The sequence below is a fragment of the Methanobrevibacter sp. genome, from assembly GCF_045586545.1.
GTDB lineage: Archaea > Methanobacteriota > Methanobacteria > Methanobacteriales > Methanobacteriaceae > Methanocatella.
On sequence record NZ_JAZNAN010000111.1, the window covers coordinates 1 to 21,863 of the forward strand.

Annotated in this window: 25 protein-coding genes; 12 read left to right on the forward strand and 13 right to left on the reverse strand. The window is 35.1% G+C overall.

Features of this window, described 5'->3' with window-relative positions:
- The 6 genes from ACKI3D_RS08200 to pseB form a co-directional block, all read right to left on the reverse strand.
- Nucleotides 1–767: glycosyltransferase family 2 protein (locus ACKI3D_RS08200; RefSeq protein ID WP_407393593.1), on the reverse strand; the 767-nt coding region annotated here is incomplete at its 3' end.
- The gene (gene pseI, locus ACKI3D_RS08205) at nt 768–1,820 is read right to left on the reverse strand and encodes a pseudaminic acid synthase (RefSeq protein WP_407393595.1); all 1,053 of its coding nucleotides are present in this window, start codon (nt 1,818–1,820) and stop codon (nt 768–770) included.
- 4 nt (nt 1,821–1,824) lie between these two features.
- The gene (locus ACKI3D_RS08210) at nt 1,825–3,234 is read right to left on the reverse strand and encodes a GNAT family N-acetyltransferase (RefSeq protein ID WP_407393597.1); all 1,410 of its coding nucleotides are present in this window, start codon (nt 3,232–3,234) and stop codon (nt 1,825–1,827) included.
- Nucleotides 3,235–3,250: 16 nt separating this feature from the next.
- Nucleotides 3,251–4,087 (reverse strand): cytidylyltransferase domain-containing protein, encoded by an 837-nt coding sequence (locus ACKI3D_RS08215; RefSeq protein WP_407393598.1) that lies wholly within the window; start codon nt 4,085–4,087, stop codon nt 3,251–3,253.
- Nucleotides 4,088–5,230: a UDP-4-amino-4,6-dideoxy-N-acetyl-beta-L-altrosamine transaminase gene (pseC, locus tag ACKI3D_RS08220; RefSeq protein ID WP_407393600.1), complete on the reverse strand. Its 1,143-nt coding sequence runs from the start codon at nt 5,228–5,230 to the stop codon at nt 4,088–4,090.
- Complete coding sequence (gene pseB / locus ACKI3D_RS08225; protein WP_407393602.1) at nt 5,231–6,226, reverse strand: UDP-N-acetylglucosamine 4,6-dehydratase (inverting); 996 nt, start codon at nt 6,224–6,226, stop codon at nt 5,231–5,233.
- Between the two features lie 141 nt (nt 6,227–6,367).
- Between pseB and ACKI3D_RS08230 the strand changes: the two genes are divergently transcribed.
- Complete coding sequence (locus ACKI3D_RS08230; RefSeq protein ID WP_407393603.1) at nt 6,368–7,798, forward strand: flippase; 1,431 nt, start codon at nt 6,368–6,370, stop codon at nt 7,796–7,798.
- A gap of 48 nt (nt 7,799–7,846) precedes the next feature.
- Nucleotides 7,847–9,283: a hypothetical protein gene (locus ACKI3D_RS08235; protein ID WP_407393605.1), complete on the forward strand. Its 1,437-nt coding sequence runs from the start codon at nt 7,847–7,849 to the stop codon at nt 9,281–9,283.
- A 30-nt stretch (nt 9,284–9,313) separates the two neighbouring features.
- On the opposite strand, the gene ACKI3D_RS08240 is transcribed toward ACKI3D_RS08235, so the two are convergent.
- From ACKI3D_RS08240 to ACKI3D_RS08255, 4 genes are all read right to left on the reverse strand, one after another.
- Nucleotides 9,314–9,829 carry a flavodoxin family protein gene (locus ACKI3D_RS08240; protein WP_407393607.1) on the reverse strand — a complete coding sequence of 172 codons (516 nt, stop codon included), beginning with the start codon at nt 9,827–9,829 and terminating at the stop codon, nt 9,314–9,316.
- Nucleotides 9,830–9,855: 26 nt separating this feature from the next.
- Nucleotides 9,856–10,320 (reverse strand): flavodoxin, encoded by a 465-nt coding sequence (locus ACKI3D_RS08245; RefSeq protein WP_407393608.1) that lies wholly within the window; start codon nt 10,318–10,320, stop codon nt 9,856–9,858.
- 101 nt (nt 10,321–10,421) lie between these two features.
- Nucleotides 10,422–10,784, reverse strand: a complete 363-nt coding sequence (locus ACKI3D_RS08250; RefSeq protein WP_407393609.1) for a DUF2283 domain-containing protein — start codon at nt 10,782–10,784, stop codon at nt 10,422–10,424.
- A gap of 64 nt (nt 10,785–10,848) precedes the next feature.
- Nucleotides 10,849–11,094 (reverse strand): hypothetical protein, encoded by a 246-nt coding sequence (locus ACKI3D_RS08255; protein WP_407393611.1) that lies wholly within the window; start codon nt 11,092–11,094, stop codon nt 10,849–10,851.
- A gap of 220 nt (nt 11,095–11,314) precedes the next feature.
- Between ACKI3D_RS08255 and ACKI3D_RS08260 the strand changes: the two genes are divergently transcribed.
- From ACKI3D_RS08260 to ACKI3D_RS08285, 6 genes are read left to right on the forward strand one after another with little or no spacing between them, the layout of a single operon-like run.
- Entirely contained in the window at nt 11,315–12,085 is a 771-nt protein-coding gene (locus tag ACKI3D_RS08260; RefSeq protein WP_407393613.1) for a uroporphyrinogen-III synthase, read from the forward strand.
- Complete coding sequence (locus tag ACKI3D_RS08265) at nt 12,078–13,181, forward strand: glycosyltransferase (RefSeq protein ID WP_407393614.1); 1,104 nt, start codon at nt 12,078–12,080, stop codon at nt 13,179–13,181. The genes ACKI3D_RS08260 and ACKI3D_RS08265 overlap by 8 nt, the downstream gene beginning before the upstream one ends.
- Nucleotides 13,182–13,184: 3 nt before the next feature.
- Nucleotides 13,185–14,279, forward strand: coding sequence for a UDP-galactopyranose mutase (glf, locus tag ACKI3D_RS08270; RefSeq protein ID WP_407393615.1), 1,095 nt, complete (start codon nt 13,185–13,187; stop codon nt 14,277–14,279).
- A gap of 8 nt (nt 14,280–14,287) precedes the next feature.
- The gene (locus tag ACKI3D_RS08275; protein WP_407393617.1) at nt 14,288–14,557 is read left to right on the forward strand and encodes a signal recognition particle subunit SRP19/SEC65 family protein; all 270 of its coding nucleotides are present in this window, start codon (nt 14,288–14,290) and stop codon (nt 14,555–14,557) included.
- A 5-nt stretch (nt 14,558–14,562) separates the two neighbouring features.
- Nucleotides 14,563–15,969, forward strand: coding sequence for a single-stranded-DNA-specific exonuclease RecJ (recJ, locus tag ACKI3D_RS08280; protein WP_407393619.1), 1,407 nt, complete (start codon nt 14,563–14,565; stop codon nt 15,967–15,969).
- Between the two features lie 59 nt (nt 15,970–16,028).
- Nucleotides 16,029–16,832, forward strand: a complete 804-nt coding sequence (locus ACKI3D_RS08285) for a winged helix-turn-helix transcriptional regulator (RefSeq protein ID WP_407393664.1) — start codon at nt 16,029–16,031, stop codon at nt 16,830–16,832.
- Here ACKI3D_RS08285 and ACKI3D_RS08290 read toward each other — a convergent pair whose 3' ends face one another.
- Entirely contained in the window at nt 16,833–18,098 is a 1,266-nt protein-coding gene (locus ACKI3D_RS08290; protein ID WP_407393621.1) for a DEAD/DEAH box helicase, read from the reverse strand.
- A 35-nt stretch (nt 18,099–18,133) separates the two neighbouring features.
- Nucleotides 18,134–18,994: an SPL family radical SAM protein gene (locus tag ACKI3D_RS08295; protein WP_407393622.1), complete on the reverse strand. Its 861-nt coding sequence runs from the start codon at nt 18,992–18,994 to the stop codon at nt 18,134–18,136.
- Nucleotides 18,995–19,074: 80 nt separating this feature from the next.
- Between ACKI3D_RS08295 and cas4 the strand changes: the two genes are divergently transcribed.
- From cas4 to ACKI3D_RS08315, 4 genes are all read left to right on the forward strand, one after another.
- Entirely contained in the window at nt 19,075–19,761 is a 687-nt protein-coding gene (gene cas4 / locus ACKI3D_RS08300; protein ID WP_407393624.1) for a CRISPR-associated protein Cas4, read from the forward strand.
- Between the two features lie 6 nt (nt 19,762–19,767).
- Nucleotides 19,768–20,232 (forward strand): thermonuclease family protein, encoded by a 465-nt coding sequence (locus tag ACKI3D_RS08305; RefSeq protein ID WP_407393625.1) that lies wholly within the window; start codon nt 19,768–19,770, stop codon nt 20,230–20,232.
- Nucleotides 20,233–20,440: 208 nt separating this feature from the next.
- Nucleotides 20,441–21,043 (forward strand): hypothetical protein, encoded by a 603-nt coding sequence (locus tag ACKI3D_RS08310; protein WP_407393627.1) that lies wholly within the window; start codon nt 20,441–20,443, stop codon nt 21,041–21,043.
- Nucleotides 21,044–21,051: 8 nt separating this feature from the next.
- Nucleotides 21,052–21,237: a hypothetical protein gene (locus ACKI3D_RS08315; RefSeq protein WP_407393629.1), complete on the forward strand. Its 186-nt coding sequence runs from the start codon at nt 21,052–21,054 to the stop codon at nt 21,235–21,237.
- Here ACKI3D_RS08315 and ACKI3D_RS08320 read toward each other — a convergent pair.
- Nucleotides 21,234–21,851, reverse strand: a complete 618-nt coding sequence (locus ACKI3D_RS08320) for a hypothetical protein (protein ID WP_407393631.1) — start codon at nt 21,849–21,851, stop codon at nt 21,234–21,236. The genes ACKI3D_RS08315 and ACKI3D_RS08320 overlap by 4 nt on opposite strands.
- Nucleotides 21,852–21,863 lie beyond the last annotated feature (12 nt).

The window sequence follows — 21,863 nt, forward strand, 5'->3', positions numbered from 1 at the left end:
AAAGGATCATATGTAAAATCTTCTGTAGGATTTGAATTTTTAATCAAATCTAAAATCTGAATAAATGCCTCAAATGTTGATATAATGTTAAATTTACTCATTTTATTAGTTAAGGAATCAAATTCTTCAGATTCTCTTTCATAATACTTAACTCCATAATAATCATTCAAATAAATAATTTTATCTGCATGTAAATAACAATTATAAACAAAATGAGTATCATCATTAGTTGCTGCACGAATTAATCTTATATGATTATCATTTATCAAAGATTTTTTATATAATGTTCCCCAGATTCTAAATGGTTTAAACAATTGTAAATTTTTATTAGGATTAAACTCAAAATAATTTTTAGGGTAGATTATGTCTGGAATTTTATTATTCAGTTGAATACATATTGCATTGCCTGTAACAATATCTGCATCAGACTCAATCGATTTAGAATATAAAACCTCACAAACATCCTCCATCAATTCATCGTCAGAATCTAAAAACATTATATAATCACCATGAGCATAATCTAAACCAGTGTTTCTAGGTTTGCCTGCAGTTCCAGAGTTTTCTTCTAAATGTATTGCAATGAAATTATCATATTTTTCACCATATTCATCGATAATTTCTCCAGAACCATCAGTTGAACAATCATCGACCATGATGACTTCTAATTCATTTAGATTAAATGTTTGATTAACAATAGAGTCCAAAGCATCTCTTAAAAATGGTTCAACATTAAATATTGGTAAAATAATACTAATTTTATAATCCATCTAATCAACCTTAACAAATTCTAATTCAAAAGGAGTTCCCTTTTTCAAATCCTTATTAACTTTTTTTCCCAAAATTTCTTTTAAGTATTTAGGATGAAGACCAAAACCCGGCCTGATTGAACGAACATTATCTTCAGTGATGATGTCGCCATTTTTCATGTCTTCAACAATGAATAATGATCTTGAAAATTCACGATTTGCTTTCATCTTATCTGACAATTCATAGCTAACAGTACCTAATGCCATTTCAACATTCCTTATTGAATCAACCATATGTTTAAACTCATTAGGTTCCATTGAAAACTCTGAATCAGGCCCACCCATATTTCTATCTAAAATAAAATGTTTTTCTATGATTTTTGCACCTAATGCAACGGCGGCAGTTGAAACTTCAACACCTAATGTGTGATCCGATAAACCGACTATAACATTGAATTTATTTTTAATATCTGGAATGGTATTTAAATTTATCTCATCTAATGGTGCAGGATAGGATGATGTACATTTTAAAAGGGCAATTTTATCATTACCTGCATCTAAACAAGATTTAATAGCTAATTCAATATCTTCCAAGTTAGCAATACCCGTTGAAATGATTATTGGTTTTCCTTTAGATGCAACATATTCTATCAAAGGAATATCAGTTATTTCAAAAGATGCAATTTTATATGCTGGGACATCCATATCATCTAAAAAATCAACGGAAGTTTTATCAAACGGTGAAGAGAATGCAATTAAACCCAAATCTTCTGCTATTTTTTTGAGTTTAGGTTGCCAATCCCAAGGCATGTATGCATCTTCATATAACTCATGAAGAACTTGCCCATCCCAAACTGTTCCCTGTTTAATTTGGAAATATTCATTATCACAATTTAAAGTTATTGTATCTGGAGTGAAAGTTTGAAATTTAACTGCATTTGCTCCTGCTTTAGCCATAGCTTCAATTGTTTTAACAGCAATATCAAAATCATTCATATGATTTGCAGAAAGTTCAGCGATAATAAATGTGGGATTGCCTTCACCAATTTCTTTTTTGTCTATATTAAAACTCATATCATTACTCCTTAACAAATTTCAACGCATCACAATTCTTAATTACAACTTCACATTCTTTTTTAAATCCCATTGACTTGAAAAATGAAATTGAACGTGAATTTTCTTTTTTAATATATGCAATTACCTTACCGTCAAGTAACTCAAGGCCTTTTGCTAATAATACTTTGGATAATCCCAATCCTCGATATTTCTTATTTAAACTAATGCTAATTACAGGATATTTTTCATCGAAATCTAATCTTAATTGTCCTATTAACTCGTTTTCATACTCTAAAACATGAAATTTAACCGAATCATCTTTTAAAATATTATTAAACCATTTTTTATGATCTTCTAATGGAATTTTATCTGAATTAAACGAATTTTTACGTACTTCATCATCATTTGCAATTTCAAATATTTTTAAACAATCTTCCTTTTGTATGCTTCTAAATATAGAATTATCCTTATAAAACTCATTTAGAACATTTCTTACAATGTTCAAAGAACCCCTTCCATTTACGGCTTGAATACCTAATAATTTTTTATCTTGACGAATATTTTTATTTTGTAGATACTCAATTTTGTTTAAAACATTGTGAAAAAGATTTTTATCATCCCAACATCCTGCATACTCAACAAATCCTTGATTAATCCAATTTTTAATGTTGTTTTTCTGGTTATCTATAATGCCGATAGCAATTGTTGGTACACCAATGCATGCAAGTTCATATAATGTTTGGCCACTGGCAGAAATTGCTAAATCAACAGAACTCATTGTATCAATAAGTTTACAAGAATCAGGAGAATAAATGAACTCAACATATTCATTTTTTAATGATTCAATCTCCTGAATATTTTTAAAACTATCTGCTATTATAACTTTCTTATTAACATCAGGATAATTATCAATCAATAATTTTAAGATTTTTGGAGTTAAATTTCTTAAATCGTTTCCTCCCATTGTAATCAATATATTTACTATAGAATCATTAATTTTTAATTTTGGAATGTCCCAAAAATCTTTTCGAAGAGGAATGAACTCATTTCCAATTAAATATCGTATATTTTCCCGTTGAAAATAGTTCATGTTTGAAGTATCCAATGTGCCATTTACAACAACACCTTTTGGATATTCAAGACGGTTATTATCATCCATATAAACAACTAAAGGAACTTTATTGGAAAGGATTTTATAAAATTCCAAGTCTGCAAAATAGGAATCAATAACAACAATATCTGCTTTTGAAAGTAATGAAAAATCATTTAACCAATCATCAATCTCAACATCGATATCCGGAATAACTGACTTAATGGATTCATCACCTTTAACAATAAACTTGGGAAAAATATTATAATGTTCAAAAGCTTGAAAAATTGAACTACATCTGGTTATATGACCATAACCAAAATCTTTTCCACCTTCAGTCAAAAAATTAACTTGCATTTTATTCTCCAAAATGATTTTTAATGAATTCCTTAGCTTTATCTAAATCTTGGCGTTCACATAAATAAATTGCTTCCGTTAACTCTTCAGACAATGAATTAAATACCTTTTTTTGAATAATGTCCTCATTGATGTATTTAATCCATGGTTTTCGTTCGAATAAATCTAAAATATCATCTAATGTGAAAAAATGATTGTTTTCATATAAATTATCATAAATAACACATAATAACGCATAATCTTGAGGGGTGTCTAGCGTTATTCTAATATCTGAATAGTTTTCAGGTGAAGTATATTTATTAATTTTGAATTTTTCAGGATTAGTTTTATAAATATATGGAGTCACATGTTCTTTTTCATATTTTTCACTGGCATTTTCATATGCTTCTTTTAAAACATTGAAATTTAATACTTCACAATCTATACCTCTTGGAAATGTTTCTATTAATGTGTTAGAGGTATAATCTGCATCTGAATCAATATGGGATTGAATAATATCATCAATAACATTCCAATCAACACAGGGACAGTCACTAGTTATTCTAACAATCACATCCAAATTAAATTTTAAAGCTGATTGGTAATATCTTTCTAAAACATTATCTAAACTGCCTCTAAAATAATTAGTTTCCTCTTTAATAGCTACTTCAACGATTTCATCATCATCAGGGTTTGTTGTGGTTGCAATTATAACTTCATCTAATAATGATGATTGTTTGACTCTTCGAATATCTTGTTGAAGTACACTAATTTCACTTCCATAAGGCAGAGATTTTAAAACTTTTTTAGGAAACCTTTTAGAAGAAGTTCTTGCTTGTATTATAGCTCCAATTTTCATTTAAAATTCACCGAGTACATTATTAAGAGTTTCATTTACAAATTCAATGTCTTCATCAGTTAATGTAGGATACATTGGAATACTCATTTCTTTTGCATAAAATTCTTCGCAAACAGGACACAAATCATTTTTAAATCCTAATTTTTGATAATAAGGTTGCTTGTAAACTGGAATATAATGAACTTGTACTCCCAGACCATTAGCTCTAAGTTTTGCAAAAATTTCCTTTTTGTTTTTTACTAGATTGTCTTTAAGTAAAATTGGATACAGATGATATGCTGATTCTCGGTTTTCTTTTTCGATAGTAACATCAAAGTAAGGATTTCCTTCAAATAGTTCATTGTAGGTATTAGCTATTTTTCTTCGAGCCTTAACAAATGAATCAAGTTTTTTAAGTTGTGAAACACCCAATGCACATTGAATATCAGTTATACGATAATTGAACCCTAAATATTGCATTTCATAGTACCAATCACCATGGGATTCATTTATCAAATTACTCTTAGTTATTCCATGTGACCTGAATAGTTGTAATCGTTCAAAATATTCTTCATTATTTGTAACAATTATTCCACCTTCTCCAGTTGTAATATGTTTAACTGGATGGAAACTAAACATTGCCATTTCAGAATATGTTAGACAACCTATTTTTTTACCATTATATTTTGCACCTAATGCATGTGCACCGTCTTCAATGATTTTAACATTTTCAATTGCTGAAATCTCTTTTAAGTCAACAGGATTTCCCGAATAATGTACTGGAGTGATTAGTTTAGTATTTTCACTAGTTTCAATTTTTGAAACATCAATGTTTCCAGTTTCTTTTTCAATATCTGCAAATTTAACATTTGCTCCTAAATATAGTCCTGCATTTGCTGTTGCGACAAATGTGTTGGGAGCAGTTATCATTTCATCTCCTTTTTCAAGTCCTAATGCAAAATAAGCTCCATGTAAAGCTGAAGTACCAGAATTAAATGCAACTGCATACTTTGCTCCGCAGTATTTAGCAATGTCTTTTTCAAATTCTTCAATTTTAGGCCCTTGTGTGATGAAATCTGACCTTAAAGTTTTAACTACTTCCTCTATATCTTCATCATCAATTGTTTGCTTTCCATAAGGGAGAAATTTAGAAATAATAATCACCTAATAAACAATATCTATATATTTTAAAGCTTCTCTAATCTCTTCAACGCTTAACCATTCAGTATTATTGTCTGATGCATAGCAGAACCTGTCTTCTACCTTTTTTCCGCCTTCTTTAATGTTATAATTCATCCACCATTCCAATTCAGGATAGATTATATAATAATCACCATAATCATAAGCTGATCTTGAATCTTCAGCAGTAATCATCACTTCATGGAGCTTTTCACCCGGCCTAATCCCAACATCTTCAAGTTCACAATCTGGAAGCATTGCTTTAGCTAAATCTGTTACTTTAAATGATGGACATTTATGAATGAACAATTCTCCTCCAGTGGCTTCACCAATTGCTTTAATTACAAGGTCGACAGCCTCATCAAGAGTAATCCAAAAACGAGTCATTCTCATGTCAGTAATTGGCAACTTTGTTTCTCCTTCATCAATTAATGTTTTGAAGAATGGAATTACGGAACCTCTACTTCCACTTACATTTCCATAACGAACAACCGAAAAGTGAGTGTTTTTCGCTCCAACATATGCATTAGCGGCGATGAATAACTTATCTGAAACCATTTTAGTTGCACCATAAAGATTTACAGGATTTACAGCCTTATCTGTTGATAGTGCAACAACTTTTTCAACACCTTTATCAATAGCTACATCAACAATATTTCTTGCACCATCAATGTTGGTCTTAATAGCTTCTAAAGGATTATATTCACAGGCCGGAACTTGTTTTAGAGCGGCTGCATGAACAATAACATCAACACCATCGCATGCTCTTGCAAATCTCTCTTTATCTCTAATGTCCCCTATGAAGTAACGCATTACTTTTTTATAATCTGCGAATTGTCTTTGCATTAAATATTGTTTATATTCATCTCTTGAGTAAATAATAATTTTTTTAGGATTGAACTGTTCTAAAACTCTTTGAGCGAATTTTTTCCCAAAGGAACCTGTCCCTCCTGTAACTAAAATAACTTTATCATCTAACATAATATACTCCGTAACATCTAATAAAAAAAAATTATTAAAATAAACTTATCATTTATAGTATATATATTATTAATTTTACTTAAATATTTAATAGTCTAATTCAAATATGTATATGTATAAAATTAATTTAAAGTTGAGTTTATGAGTCAGGTGCAAACAATATTTAAAAATATGAGTTGGCTACTAATTTCACAAATAATAGCTAGTATTTGTGGTTTTATTTGGACCATATTAATAGCTAGATATTTGGGCGTTAGTGATTACGGTATTTATGGCTTTGCTATTGCATTTACAAATATTTTAGGAGTTACAGCTGATTTGGGGGTTAATACTCATATTGTCAGACATATTGCTACCGATTATGACTCAGCCCCAAAATATCTTGGAAATGCCATTCCCTTAAAAAGCATATTTGCAATCGGAACTATTATTCTATCATTAATCCTATTGATATTACTGAAATCAAATGAACTTGTAATAACAGTAACATTACTTTTTGCCATTGAAATGATTTTTAAATCATTTATTAATTTATTAAACGGGTCATTTCAAGCATTTGAGGAAGGAAAATATCAAGGAATTGGCAATACTATAATGAATCTTCTTTTGTTAGTGTTTATTATAATTACAATTTTTACTGATTTTGGAATTATCGGAATAAGTATAAGCTATATCTTAGCTAATCTTATCGCATTAATCTATGCATATTATGTTTTAAACAAACATATTACCCGCCCTAAATTCGAAATCGATACTGAATTCTGGAAAATGATAACAATTTATTCAATTCCCTTTGCAGTAACTGGAATATTATATACAATATATTATTCAATAGATGTAGTTATGCTTGCCAATATGGTTGGAAACTATGCAACAGGAATTTACAATGCAACATATAAATTAATATCCGTTTTAACATTATTTTACACCGTTTATACTGCAGTAATCTTTCCAGTTATGAGCAAATTTTTCAAAAATGACAAAGCAATGCTTTTAATAAGTTTTGAAAAATCAATTAAATATCTAATGCTCATAATTATCCCATTAGCGGTTGGAACTGTATTTTACTCAGCCGATATTATACATTTAATCTATGGCCATGAATATGATGCTGCATCATCCGTTTTATCAATTTTAATCTGGACAGTATGTTTACTGTTCATTAGTGGCGCAGCAAATACCCTTTTAAATGCATCACACAAAGAAGTTACTGTAACTAAAATTTATGCTATAGCTGCAGTATTCAACATTGCCTTAAACTTCTTTATGATTCCTTACTTATCATACAACGGTGCTGCAATTACAACAGTTTTAAGCGACCTTTTAATAGTCATCATCCAAGGTTATGTAATCTACAAACTAGGCCACAGGCCAAACAAAAAATTATACTCTGATATAGCTAAAATTATACTAGGATCAGGTATCTTAGGAATAGCTCTCTACTTCATGAACCTGAACATGTGGATTGCGATACCTGTTGGAATGATAATATACTTCGCTGCAATAACACTTCTAAAAGTATTTGATAATGATGATACATACGTCATTAAAGAAATCTTAGGTAAAAATTAAATTACCCTATTCTAAATCATTAAATATTACTTTCGAGTTACTATTTCTATGAACAAAAAAATCTTAATTGCATTAATAGCAATCATAATAATCTTTTGTGCTATTTTTGCTCTGACAAACAATAACATCAGCAATGCATCTGTAGATATTGATGCAAATGCTCTAGAGGATAGGGGAAGTCTTACTGTTGATGCGAACAGTATGGACGAAAATAAAGGATTCTACCATTCGCAAAGTCCAGATGTCAACACAATTCTGGTTAAAAATGGAGGATCCTTAAAACTGACAGATTCCATTTTAAACAAAACTGGAGATACAGCTACCAGCGGTGACGACGCTGATTTTTATGGAGTGAATTCCGCCGTTCTAGTCAACACCAACGGTACTCTGGACATCTCAAATGTTGAAATCAACACCGATTCAAAAGGATCCAATGGTATTTTTGTAACTAATGCAGAAGCAAGCGGAGATTCATCACAAGGTGGAGAAGGCAGTCAGCCTCCAGAAATGCCTTCAGGTGAAGTTCCAGGACAAGGTGGTGGAGACCAACCCGGCCAAACCACAATTGAAGGCACAACCGAAGCCAACATAAAAAACGTTAAAATCACAACACACTCCGACAAGTCAAGAGGCCTTGACGCTACCTACAACGGAGTCATAAACGCTGAAAACGTCATTATCAACACTGACGGACAGAGCTGCGCTGCTTTAGCCACAGACCGTGGAGAGGGTCAGGTCCATGTCAAAAGCTCAGAAATAAACACTGGAGTGAGCAAGGAAAGCGGAAGAGGTTCACCTTTAATCTATTCAACAGGAAACATCACCCTTGAAAACTCCAAAGGCACTGCCTACGTATCCCAGATTGCATGCATTGAAGGCAAAAACTCAATTGAGATTTCAGGCTGTGACCTTAAGGGATACGGCGGAGGAAACCGTCAGGACGGAGACACATACGTTGATTTGGGTGGAGTGTTCATCTACCAGTCCATGAGCGGGGATGCTGATGTGGGAACAAGCCATTTCAAGGCAACAAATTCCAAACTTTCAATTCCATCCGACTCACCGGAATATTCACAGGCTCCGATGTTTCATGTAACCAACACAGCATGCGTCATTGATTTGGTGAATACCGAATTGAGCTTTGGAAGCAATATCCTTTTAGAAGTGTCCAGCCAGAATCAGTGGGGAAATGTCGGCTCCAACGGAGGAACAGCCGAGCTGAACACCAATAACGAAAACATTGAAGGCAATGTCATTGTCGATTCAATAAGCTCACTGACATGGAATATGGAAAACACACAATTCAAGGGAGCCATCAATTCAACCGGCAACACTACCGTTAATGTGGCCGGCGGCTCAACCTGGACATTGACTGGTGACAGCACTCTTTCTAACTTAACAGTTAGCGGCAACATTGAATATGGTGATTACTCAATTACCGTCAATGGTCAAAAATACGATAGTTCAAATCCATTTAATGGATAGGAAAGATTAATTCTTTCCTAATTTTAATTTTTAGCAGTCAAAACCTGCTTCATATACTTCTTTTAACAGCTCAGGTTGGGATTTTGCATCTCCAATTACGGTAAATACCGCCTTTTCTGTCGGATTTTTGGAAAAGCTTATGAAGTCCCTGATTCCTGTCAATGCGTTTCCGTTTGAAGAACCTGCAGAGGTTATGATATAGTAGTCCTTATCCTCCAGGTGATTGAATATCGGATAGCATCTGTCAAAGAACCTTTTAAGTGTTCCGCACATTGAGTAATAATAGATTGGAGTTGCATAGACGATTACATCCGCTTCCATCATCTTGTCGAGGACTTCAGCAAGCCCGTCTTCCTGGAAGCATTTCATTTCAGGAGTTTTGCATCTCATGCATGCCTTGCATGAGTGGAATCTGATATCTTCCAAATTGTATTTTACAGCGGCATTGTCCGCATCAAGCGCTCCCCTTACGAATTCATCACATAATGTGTCTGAATTTCCACCGATTCTTGGTGAAGAACTGATAACAATAACTTTTTTTGACATAATAACTACTCTATCCTTTAAATTATTTAATCATTTTCTATCCATTCCTTGGCGCCGGAGACATTACCCATGAATCTCATTCCCTTTGCAAAATCAAGGTCGGGATAGCTTGCCTGCAAATCATTTACGCATTTGTCCACACCTGATCCTCCGGAAGTGCAGAATACTTTAATCTTTTTACCTGTCAAATCAACACTTTCTATGAAGGTATTGATGATTGACGGAGCTGTGTACCACCATACCGGAAAACCAATAGCCACGGTATCATAGCCGCTTACATCAACGCTCTGTTTAATCGGCGGCCTGAAGCTTTTGTCGTTCATTTCAATTGTTGATCTTGAATTTTTGTCAGTCCAGTCCAAATCGGCCGGAGTGTAGATTTCAACAGGTTCAATTTCAAAAATATCATATCCGTTTTCGTCTGCAATCTTTTGCGCAACTGCTTTTGTTGTGCCACTTGCTGAGAAATATGCGATTAATACATCACTCATATTATCACCTGTTTAAGAATTGAACTTCAACATATATAATTGTTTACACTCGCAACAATTTTACAACACAAAAACAATTTTTAGGAATTTAAAAAAAAATATTAAGCAGTAGAAAATATAGTCTCCATTTCGGGAATGCCATAATTATTAGCAAGATTTTGTTTAAAACAAATGTCTTGAACTTGTCTTGAAACCAGATAAGTGAATTTGATTTCAATACAGATTAATTCTTCGCTACTAACAATAGCCAAATCGATATTTGGTGAAATAAGATATTGTTTTTCAATATCCAAAATCTTTGAAGCACTAATTATTTCTAATGCCGCAGGAAAATCATTTTCATCTAAATCCAATATAACTCCATTTGTTATTTCAATGGATTTTTTATATTTTGATGATTCATCAATAGTAATATCAATTAAATCATATTCATAATCATACAAATAATTTAATTTAGATTTCATTAATGTTTCCTCCTTTGATTATCTTTAGGTATCACAGTAATAATAGCTATTTCACTAGAATTAATTATATCACAACAATATATAAATCATCATATTTAGTGTATTCAAAAATTAATTCAAACCTATTATCATATCCTAAAGTCTTTTGAATGCCAACAGGGATTTCAGACAACAATTTCTCATTAACAAGATTCACATCAACATCACGATAGGTTGACCTTTTCAAATAATGATTTGTGTCTCGAATACCATATGGATTATTTCTAATTTTTTTTAAGACATTAATTAAGTATTTAATATCATAATCCATAACATCACCTTAAATCACTTTAAGGGTATTAATTATTATATATTTCCGATAATATAAGTTTTACTAAGTTTATAATACAATTTAACAAGTTTAAATCAATTTTATCAACAAAAAACAATTTTACGAACTGAAATCAATTTTAACAAAAAACCAAATTGGCAAATAATATAAACGAATTGAGACAAAAATATATACATTACAAACAAATGAAGGTAATGAGATGTCAAAACCTGTGGTTGCAATAACAAGGCCCAAGGACCGGGCAAAGAAAGCTTGCGAAATCGTGAAAAAATTGGGCGGTGTGCCAATTCTAGCACCGACACTCGATTTGGAGCCGGTGAACAGTGAATCCCTAAAAGATTTGGTGAAAAGAAAGGATGAATTGGACTGGATAATATTCACATCCCCCACAACCATCGTTTCACTGAACAAGTTCCATCCAGAGTTCATCGAAAATCTAAACTGCAGACTAGCCGTCATCGGAAACAAGACAGGAAGGCTTGCCGAGAAAAACGGTTTGACCGTTGATTTGATGCCTGAAGACTTCACGGCTGAAGGATTAATAGAAGAGTTCAAAAAGCGTGGAATAACCAACAAAGTAATTGGAATTCCAAGAACCGCTTCTGCAAGGCCAGTACTTCCTGAAGAATTAGAAAAGCTCGGAAACGAAGTCATTCTGGCTGAAGCATATAAATCACTGTTCCCGATGGATGAGGATGCAGTTAAAGAGCTAATTGAAAAGATTGAAAACCGTGAAATCGATGCGATTACATTTACAAGCCCTCTGACAGTTGAAAACTTCTTTGAAATAGTCAATGACAAGGAAAAAATTGCCAGACTATTATCCGATAACCTCCTGACAGTATGCATCGGCCCAATAACTGCAAAGGTTCTTGACAAATACGGCATTGCCCACATCTACCCAGACACTTACACAGTTCCGGACATGATGGAACTGCTATTCAAGACATGGAGAGAGCAAAATGAATGAAAAGATAAGCATAATCCTTCCAATATTTAATGTTGGACCTCATTTGAAAGGTGGAATCGACTCTCTAATCAACCAGACTATCGGTAATGAAAATTTGGAAATAATCATGGTCAACGACTGCTCAACCGACGGATCTGATAAAATCATTGACGAATATGCTCAAAATTATGATTGCTGCGTTGCAATCCATCACGAGAAAAACTCAGGAGCCGCCTACACACCGCGCAATACCGGTATTGAGGCCTGCACCGGAGACTATATAATGTTTCTGGACCCTGATGACAGATACACACCAGATGCCTGCGAGACATTATACAATGCAGTTAAAAAATACGATGCGCAGATGGCATTTGGAAGATTCAGAAGAATATTTGAATATGGAGGAAAAGTCCAGAAATCATTCTCACCTTACATGGATGATTTGCAGTCCGCATATCCCGACGAAACCTTTGAAACCGAAAACTTCGTAAACGTACCGGATTTCATTTGGGATAATTTTTTAGAAAAATTCCTTTACGGTAAGACACTGGAAGTGACATACCCTAGAGACAGACCTTTGGACGAGATTCATGTCGACAATATCGAAGAGGAACCTGACATGTTGAAAATGCATCCTTCAGTATGGAGCAAAATCTACCGCAGGGATTTGATTATGGACAACAACATTCGCTTCCAGCCTTTCGTTTCAGGCGACGACATGGCATTCACCCTCGAAACGCTACTTCATGCAAAAGGAATCGTATTTCTGAACAATTTCATGTGCTATGATTACTACATCAGGGATTTGCCTGATGACAAGTCCATCACAAACAGGGTCAATGTACGTTTATTGGATGAACTGATGGAGTCATACATCTACTGCAGGAAATGCACCGAAGGATTTTCAACAGAGGTTAAAAACGTCAGCGTCAATCCTCACCTGCTGCACTGGACATACACATGGAAGAACTCTCCATTTACCAAAGAGGAAAACAAACTGCTTTTAAGCAAAGTGAACAAGCTTAAAAAGATTCATCATACTGACTTAAAGACAAGGATGCTGATTAGCTCAATAACAACAGCACTTGAGTCTAAAATTCAAATTCAAAAGGAGTAAACTATGGCTGACTATAAATACGTGATTGTAGGTGCCGGACTTTCCGGACTGACAATAGCTGAGAGAATTGCCAATGAACTGGACGAGGAAGTCCTAATAATTGAAAAGCGCAACCACATTGGTGGAAATGTCTATGACTACTATCAGGACGGAATCCTGATTCAAAAATATGGTCCTCATATCTACCACACAAAGGAAAAGAAGGTTCATGATTACCTTTCACAATTTACAGAATGGCTGCCTTACGAGCACCGAGTTCTAAGCTACGTCGACGGAAAGCTGGTACCTATGCCAATCTGCATTGATACACTGAATGCACTTTACGATTTGGATTTAAACGAGGAATCCATGAAAAGCTGGATTGACGAGCACAAAGAGGACATTGAAGAAGTCAAAAGTTCAGAAGACGTGGTGCTGAAAAACGCCGGCCGTGACATCTACAACAAACTTTTCAAGAACTATACTGAAAAGCAGTGGGGAACTTCAGCTGCAAATTTAAGCCCTTCAGTAATTTCAAGAATCCCCTTCAGATTCAACCATGACGACAGGTACTTTGAAGATCCTTATCAGGGAATGCCGAAAGAAGGATTTACCAAAATGTGCGAAAACATGATAAAATCCGACAAAATCCATGTTGGCTTAAAATCAGACTACAAAGACTACATTGACAAAATCAACTATGAAAAATTAATCTACACAGGACCGATAGATTACTTTTACGATTACAAGTACGGAGAGTTATTATACAGATGCCTGAACTTCGTCTGGGAAATCAAGGATGTTGATTCATTCCAGGAAGTTGCAGTCGTCAACTATCCGAATGATCCCTACTTCACAAGAATAACCGAATTCAAAAAGCTGACCGGACAGATTGTAGACGGCAGAACCGCCATCATGAGAGAATATCCTGGATTCAACGGCGAGAAATGCTATCCTTACCCGACTCAGGAATACTTGGATAAATTCAAATTATATGAAGCGGAAATGGAAAAAGAGGAAAACGTCATCTTTGCCGGAAGACTTGCCAGATACAAATACTACAACATGGACCTGGTAGTTAAAGATGCATTGGAAATATTTGAAAATGAAATTAGATAGGTGTTAATATGATTACTATTTGGCCACAATACTTGAATAAAGAGTTATCACTTAAGGAAGGTCGTAAAATCGCAAAGGAAGATTGCGTTAAAGACCCTAGCATAAACGATATAGAAAGAGCCTTGAAACGACTTGGACTTAAATACAGCCTCCAGAAAGAGGCATCATATCCTGGAAAATGGTATGAAAAGTCAGGACGTGCCCTTGTTGAATGGGAAGGAACTAAATTGGAATTAATAAAAGAAGTGAGTTTAGAAATTAAAAAGATGAGAAACTGATTACTATGAAAATGCCACAGCTAATGCATGAACAGTATCTTGAAGCAAAAGAAATCATTGCCGAATCAAGCGACATCAAGGTATATTCCCACATCGACTGCGACGGAATCTGTTCAGGTGCAATTCTATCAACCATACTAGACAGACAGAACAAGGAACATGAAATAGAATTCGTCAATCTTGATGTCCTTGACAATATTGAACTTGACCATGAACTGACAATATTCTCAGACCTTGGTTCCGGGCAGAACATTGACGGAAAGGCCAAGGAAGGCCAAAAGATTATTGTGCTGGACCACCACCCGCCATTAAGGGACTTGGAGTATAGAAACGACAAGAACTACACATACCTTGAAATCAATCCGCTCCATCACGGCATTGACGGGTCATATTATGTTTGCGGCGGAGGATTATGCTATTTCTTAGCCAAGGAATATGGATATACTGACTTGAGCTGGATTGGAGTTCTCTCCGCTATCGGAGATATGCAGAACACAAGAGCAGGACACTTTGAAGGCCTCAATGAAATCATCGAGCAGGATGCCATCGATGAAGGCTATCTTGAAGTGACCAAAAATGACCTGAACATCTATGGAAGAAACACAAGACCTCTCTTTGTTGCCCTTTCATACTTCAGCGATGTCAAATTGCCGATTACAAACAATACAAATGAGACAATGGCCGTTTTGGAAGAGCTTGGAATCGATGAAAAGCACAACAGGAAAACATTGAACGAACTGACAATGGCCGAAAAGGGCAAGCTTTACCAATGCCTTGTGGGAATGCTTTCCAAAACAGTACCCGGAAGATACGTAAGATATATCCCAAGATTAATCATTGGCGATTCCTATACCTTCATTAAAGAAGATCCTTCAAGCTTTCTAAGGGACGGGTCAGAATTTTCAACAGCAATGAACGCATGCGGAAGAAACCATGAAGAAGAAATAGCCATGGAAGTGCTGAAGGGTGACAGGTTCGTTGCATTGGAGGAACTTGAAGCCGTAAGCAAAGCCCACAGAACCAACCTTGCCAAATCAATAGAACAAGTTGCCGGAAGCGATGACACCCACATCATTGAAATGGAAAACTTACAATACTTTGACGGTACCGGAATAAAACCTGAGATTGTTGGAACAATAACAGGAATGATTCTAGGATACTGCAACTGGAAAAAGCCTGTCATTGGCTTTACACAAACCGATGCCGAAGGCCTTAAGGTATCTCTTCGATGCTCAAGACTGCTTTCATATGACGGAATTCACTTCGGTAACATCATCCGCCAGGTTGCAGGTGAAGTCGGAGGAACCGGTGGCGGACATGCCATGGCATGCGGCGCCTACATTCCAATTGATAAAAAATCAGAATTCCTTGATAGATTTAATCATGCATTAGATGGAAAATTAACTGATTAGTTTATATAATATAAAATTTATATAATAATTTAATCAAGTATAATTGAGGAATGAAAATGATGAAAGCATTTAAGAAAAGAGGTGCACTTACACATTTCCAAATATTAAGTGAAATATCCAAACAGGACCCACACCTCAAACAAAAAGATTTGGCTAATAAATTAGGGATTACAATTCAAGCTGTTTCCGAAAATATCAAAACATTAATCGAATTAGGTTATATAACCTCCAAAGATGGAAGATCACCTTATAAAATAACCCAAGCTGGTATCGATAAAGTTAAAAAGGATGCAATAAGCCTAAGAAAATATTCTGATTCCGTTCTAGAAACAATGAATCATTATAAAACTATTTGGCCGGCAATTGCAAAAGAAAACCTTAAAAAAGACGATATCGTAGGCCTTTACATGGACAATGGAGTATTATATGCCCACAAAAAAGAAGAGAATGCAACCGGTGTTGTAATAGACGACGCTGAAGCCAACATGGATGTTGCACTAACCAATTTAACCGGTATAATTGATATGAGTGTTGGTGAAGTCACTGTTATTAATGTTCCGACAATTAAAGACGGCGGAACAAAAGCAAGCGATTTAGAATTGATTAAAAATGTCTATGAAAAAGGTACAAACACAGGCCAACCAATTGACAAAATCGCAGTAGCAGGTACCGTTTCACGTGCCATAACCATGAAATTGGGCATTCCAATCGATATTGAATTTGCTGCTCCGCAGGCAACTGCAAATGCCGCTCGTAAAGGCTTGAATGTTCTTGCAATTTGTGTAGGAGACATGAGCAAAGCGTTTACACGTGAACTAGAAGCTGAAAAAATAAAATACAACGTTATTGATGGAGCAAAATAACTATTTTTCTCTCATTTTTTTCAATAATGCTGCAGCAAGTTCAGTTGAGCTGAATTCATTATCTTCATTCTTTTTAATTATTTTTATATATTCATCTAGATTTTTAGACTTTTTTACTTCATTTAGAATAAGATTAGCCTTCATTTCGGTTATTTCGCCGGGCATGGGAACCTCTTTTTTCTCAACCTTATTTGATTTTTTTATTCTGTTGAATCTTGGAATTTCATCCTCGAAAACCAGTGTGAATGCAAGGCCGCTTTTGCCTGCCCTTGCGGTTCTTCCGATTCTGTGAATATAGTCATCATTGTTCTGCGGCACATCATAGTTAATTACTACGCCGACATCATCTATATCAAGGCCACGGGCAGCCACATCGCTTGCAACCAGAATGCTGATGTTGCCGTTCCTGAATTTGTTCATTACCTTATCGCGTGCCTTCTGAGTCATGTCCCCATGCAGTGCATCCACCGGGAAATCCTCCTTTTTCAGATGCTTTGAAACATAATTGACGCTTTTTTTGGTATTGCAGAATATTAAAGACCTCTTAACGTCATAGGCATCAATCAATCGGGTTAAGGAATCAAACTTATCCCTGATATCACACATGAAATAATATTGAGTAATCTTTGGAGTTGTCTTTTTGTTTGATGATATCTTAATAAACTTCGGATTTTTCTGATAGACCTCAGCAATTTCCCGGACCTCTTTAGGAATTGTAGCTGAAAACATCAAAGTCTGCCTTTGACGGGGAGTGCTTGCCAAAATCAGCTCAATATCCTCCCTGAATCCCATCTCCAACATTTCATCCGCTTCATCCAGAATGACACTTTCGACACCAATCAAATCCAGGTTTTCCCTTTCCATATGATCGATTACACGGCCGGGAGTTCCCACAACAACATGAACACCCTTTTTCAAAACACGTGTCTGCTTTCCGATGGGTTGTCCGCCATAAACGGCCAGAACCTTAAGCTTTTTGATTTTGGAACCTGCCCTTTCAATTTCATCTGCAACCTGCATGCACAGCTCACGTGTCGGACACAGGACAATTGCCTGAGGAGACCTGTCTGGGATGAAAAGCTTTTCCAAAATAGGAACCGCAAAGGCAAGTGTTTTACCTGAACCGGTTTGTGCCTGAGCGATTAAGTCAATGCTCCGTAAAACTTCTGGAATGGCTTTGGCTTGAATTGGAGTCGGCTTTGTAAAACCCATATCCCCAATAGCTTTTTTAATATCATCTGAAATGTCAAAATCATCAAAATTCATTATTATAATATTTAAAAAACAAGTTATTTAATCATTTAGAATAATTTGGACTGAACCGATTTTTGAGGAAACTCAGATAAATAGCTCATAATTTCATTAGTATCATTTAGAATGCCTGCTTTTGAAGTCCTATACTTAAAGATTTCCATCAGCCTTTTCTCATCATGTGAGGGAATTGAATAATCATTGCCAAATTCCTTGATGTATCTTGCTTTAAGACCCGGAAAATGCTCATCCAGTTTTTCATAAAAGTATTCACGGTTGCCATCCCTTAAAGTCAGCCCCATTCCAAAGCACAATACTCCATGAACATTTGCTTCTATACAATAATCAAGAATCGAATTGATATTTTCCTCAGTATCGTTAATGTAAGGTAAAATCGGGCAAAGCCAGACAACTGTGGCAATTCCCGCTTCATCCAGCATTTTCAAAACCTCGAAACGCCTTGAGGTCGGACATACATTGGGCTCGAGAATGCTGCACAGCTCATCATCAGCAGTAGTCAATGTCATCTGCACCACAACCTTTGACTTTTCATTGATTTTTTCAAGCAAATCCAAATCCCTTAAAACCAGATCTGACTTGGTAATGCATGTAAAGCCGAATCCGTATCTGTAAATCAGCTCAAGGGAATTTCTCACAAACTTCAGATGCTTCTCGGCAGGAATATATGGATCTGTCATCGCACCTGTGCCAATCATTGCCTTTGGACGCTTGATGAGCTCCTTTTTAAGCAGTTCCAAAGCGTTTTCCTTAACCTCAACATCTTCGAATTCATGATTCATGTTATAGATTTTGCTTCTTGAATCGCAGTATATGCAGCCGTGAGTGCAGCCCCTATAAAGGTTCATCCCGTTTTTGGCCGAAAGAATGCTTTTTGACTTTACGTAGTGCATGGAAATATTTATGTAAAAATAACTATTTAAAAAAAATGGCAAGAGCAAATGTAAAGTATTATGAAAAACAAAGTAGAATTATGCAGCAAAAAAACATTACTGAATATGAGCAGGAATATGAAATTAAAGAGCATCCTTCAATAAAAGGACTTCAAATAATTGAAGGTAAAAACAATTTCCCAATCAGTTGGCTCAACAAGCAGGGATATTGCGAGTATCAGCTATATCTCGAGCACATGAAAGGTATAGAAACTGCACCTACAAAAGCGATGACACATGGAAGCGAAATTCACCAGCAGCTAGAAGACATATTCAAGCAGGATGCAACACCCGCAACATTTGAACAGGCAATCGAAGAATCAAAAACAGAAGCCTCAATGTCAAGGGAAGTGTTTGTTGTTGCACCGAAGTATGGAGTAAGAGGATATATTGATGAAATCTGGATGATGCCTGAAGAAATCGTAATTATTGACGACAAGCCTGGAAGGACACCTTACGAATCAACAATGAATCAGGTAAGGGCATATTGCCTTGCCTACAAAGACATGACCGGCGAGGAAAGGAAAATCAAGGGTGCCCTAAGGGAACGTGGAACTGAAAACCTCTTCTGGATTGAAGTGTTTGAAGAAGACGTGGAAAAACAGATTAGATTCACAATCGACAGGATGCATGGCCTATTCGACGGGACAAAACCGTTCATTCCAACAAAAAATCCAAGAAAATGCAAGTCCTGCAGATTCAAAAACGACTGTGAACATGCAAAATAGATTAACATGAACAAAAAGACAATTTCATTGATTTTACTGATTGCCTTTGTGGCAACGTTGGCATTGACAGCGGCCAATGTATTTTTAGATGATGTCAATACGCAGGAAAACCAAACAGGAACATTGACAATCGACAACAGGACAGTAAGCTATGAAAATGTAGGAAAATGCCTGGAGGTCATTGACGGGAACACCATACAGGTCTATGGCGTAGGACGGGTTCAGCTGATTCAGGTGGACACTCCAGATTCAGAGCCTGGCTTTAGCGATGCAAAGAAGTTTGTTGAGGAAAAATGCCTTGGAAAAACAGTTTATTTAGATATCGATGATGCACAGCCTACCGACAAGTTTGGAAGAACATTGGCTATCGTATACACCGACAGCGATGACATCAACAGGGAGCTGCTTGACAGCAATCTTGCTGAAGTATCCTATTTCGAACCGAGCGAATTTAAAAAAGGAGAAGTTTAATTTTTACCAAATAACCTCACCACAATATTTATTTTTTATTAAAAAGTACAATATAACTTAAAAATTGCTTTAAGAGTATAAACAATAATTATTTAAATAATAAGCAACATATCATCCCATACGTCAAAAATAAAGAAATTTACTTCAATTTGAAAGCAATATTTCAATGTGCGAACAATTTTAACAAATCAGACAATGAGGAAAAATTATGGAAAAGCAGATAAAAAGCAAATTTAAGCTCAATTCCAAAGAAGAAGATATTGAAAATTTCATTAACATGAATAAGAATACCTTAACTATTTTAGAAGCGATGCACCCCGAATTAATTAAACATTTTCCCCAATCTAAATTTTCTCTTGAATTATGCAGCAATTTAGGATGGACAACAGAAACTAAATTATTGCTAAATGTTCCCGTAAGTGAAGAGATGTTTTTTAATGGGATGCTGGACCATTTCAATGAAATCTATGAAGAAATCAAACCGGTCATTGAAGATATTGAAAATACTGTAGTATTATTTCCAGAAATTGAGAATAAAAAATTCGATAGAATGAGCAATAATAGTGCAATCAACCTGATTGCAAGAACTGCATATTTCAACAATTACAACAATGGAATAATACAGCGGGAAATGAGTTTTAGAGAAATCCCTAAAGAACAGCAAGAAAAAGAGATTATCGAATACTGTAAAACCCATAAAAATCCAAATATTTCAAACATAGTCTATGATTTACAATTAAATCTGTTTGATGTGGACGATATTATCGATGAGTTGGAAGAAAAAGGATTGAAGTTAAATGTGCAATATTAGGTGATATTATGGGAACTTATGTTAAAAAAGGAGATAGGATTAAGGGTGAAAGAATTCAATGCGAAGCAAGAAAAATAAGTGACCCCATTCCAATTCCAAAAAGTGGACGTCACAAATCACAGCAAATTATCCTAAGAAACAATGCAGAATGCGAAATTAAAAAAGAACCGAAACATTTAGCGAAAAATGATTAAACGACCCTGTGCAATCCCAAATAAATCTTGTTTTTCTTATAGACCTTATCAAGTATCTCATTCCATTCCTCAACACTGATAGGTCCCTTATTTGGAATCAGATTATCAAGTGACGCTTCGGTAACGTTTAAGATATCAGCCAGAACATAGGATAATGCCCTTCCGGTCAATGAGATTTCATAAGGGTCATAGCCTGTAACCATCAACACCCAAACATTGTTTGAAGAGGAACTGTATTCCTTTCTAAGCGAATCGAACCAGCTGGCAATCAGGTTATCGTCAATGGAAATATAATAATCCTCTCCGGTAAATTCAACCGAATCGATGGCTTTTTGGATTTTGGCATTGAGTTCAGGTGAACCGATTTCCAAATCAAATTCATTATTGGTGATAGTCTCTTTAAGATAGTTTTCTATTTCCTTCTGGTTTTTGAAATAGCCTAACGGCTCCAGTCTATCAGGATCCCTATCGCACAAATCATAAATTAAATCTTCATCTACATCTACGATTTCATAGCCGTCAAGCTTATGGGACTTATATTCCTTAAAATCAATGCAATAATTTTCTAAATCTTCCTTGTTTAGATACCAGAGGACTTGAACTTTTTTAATCATTTTTATCAGAAG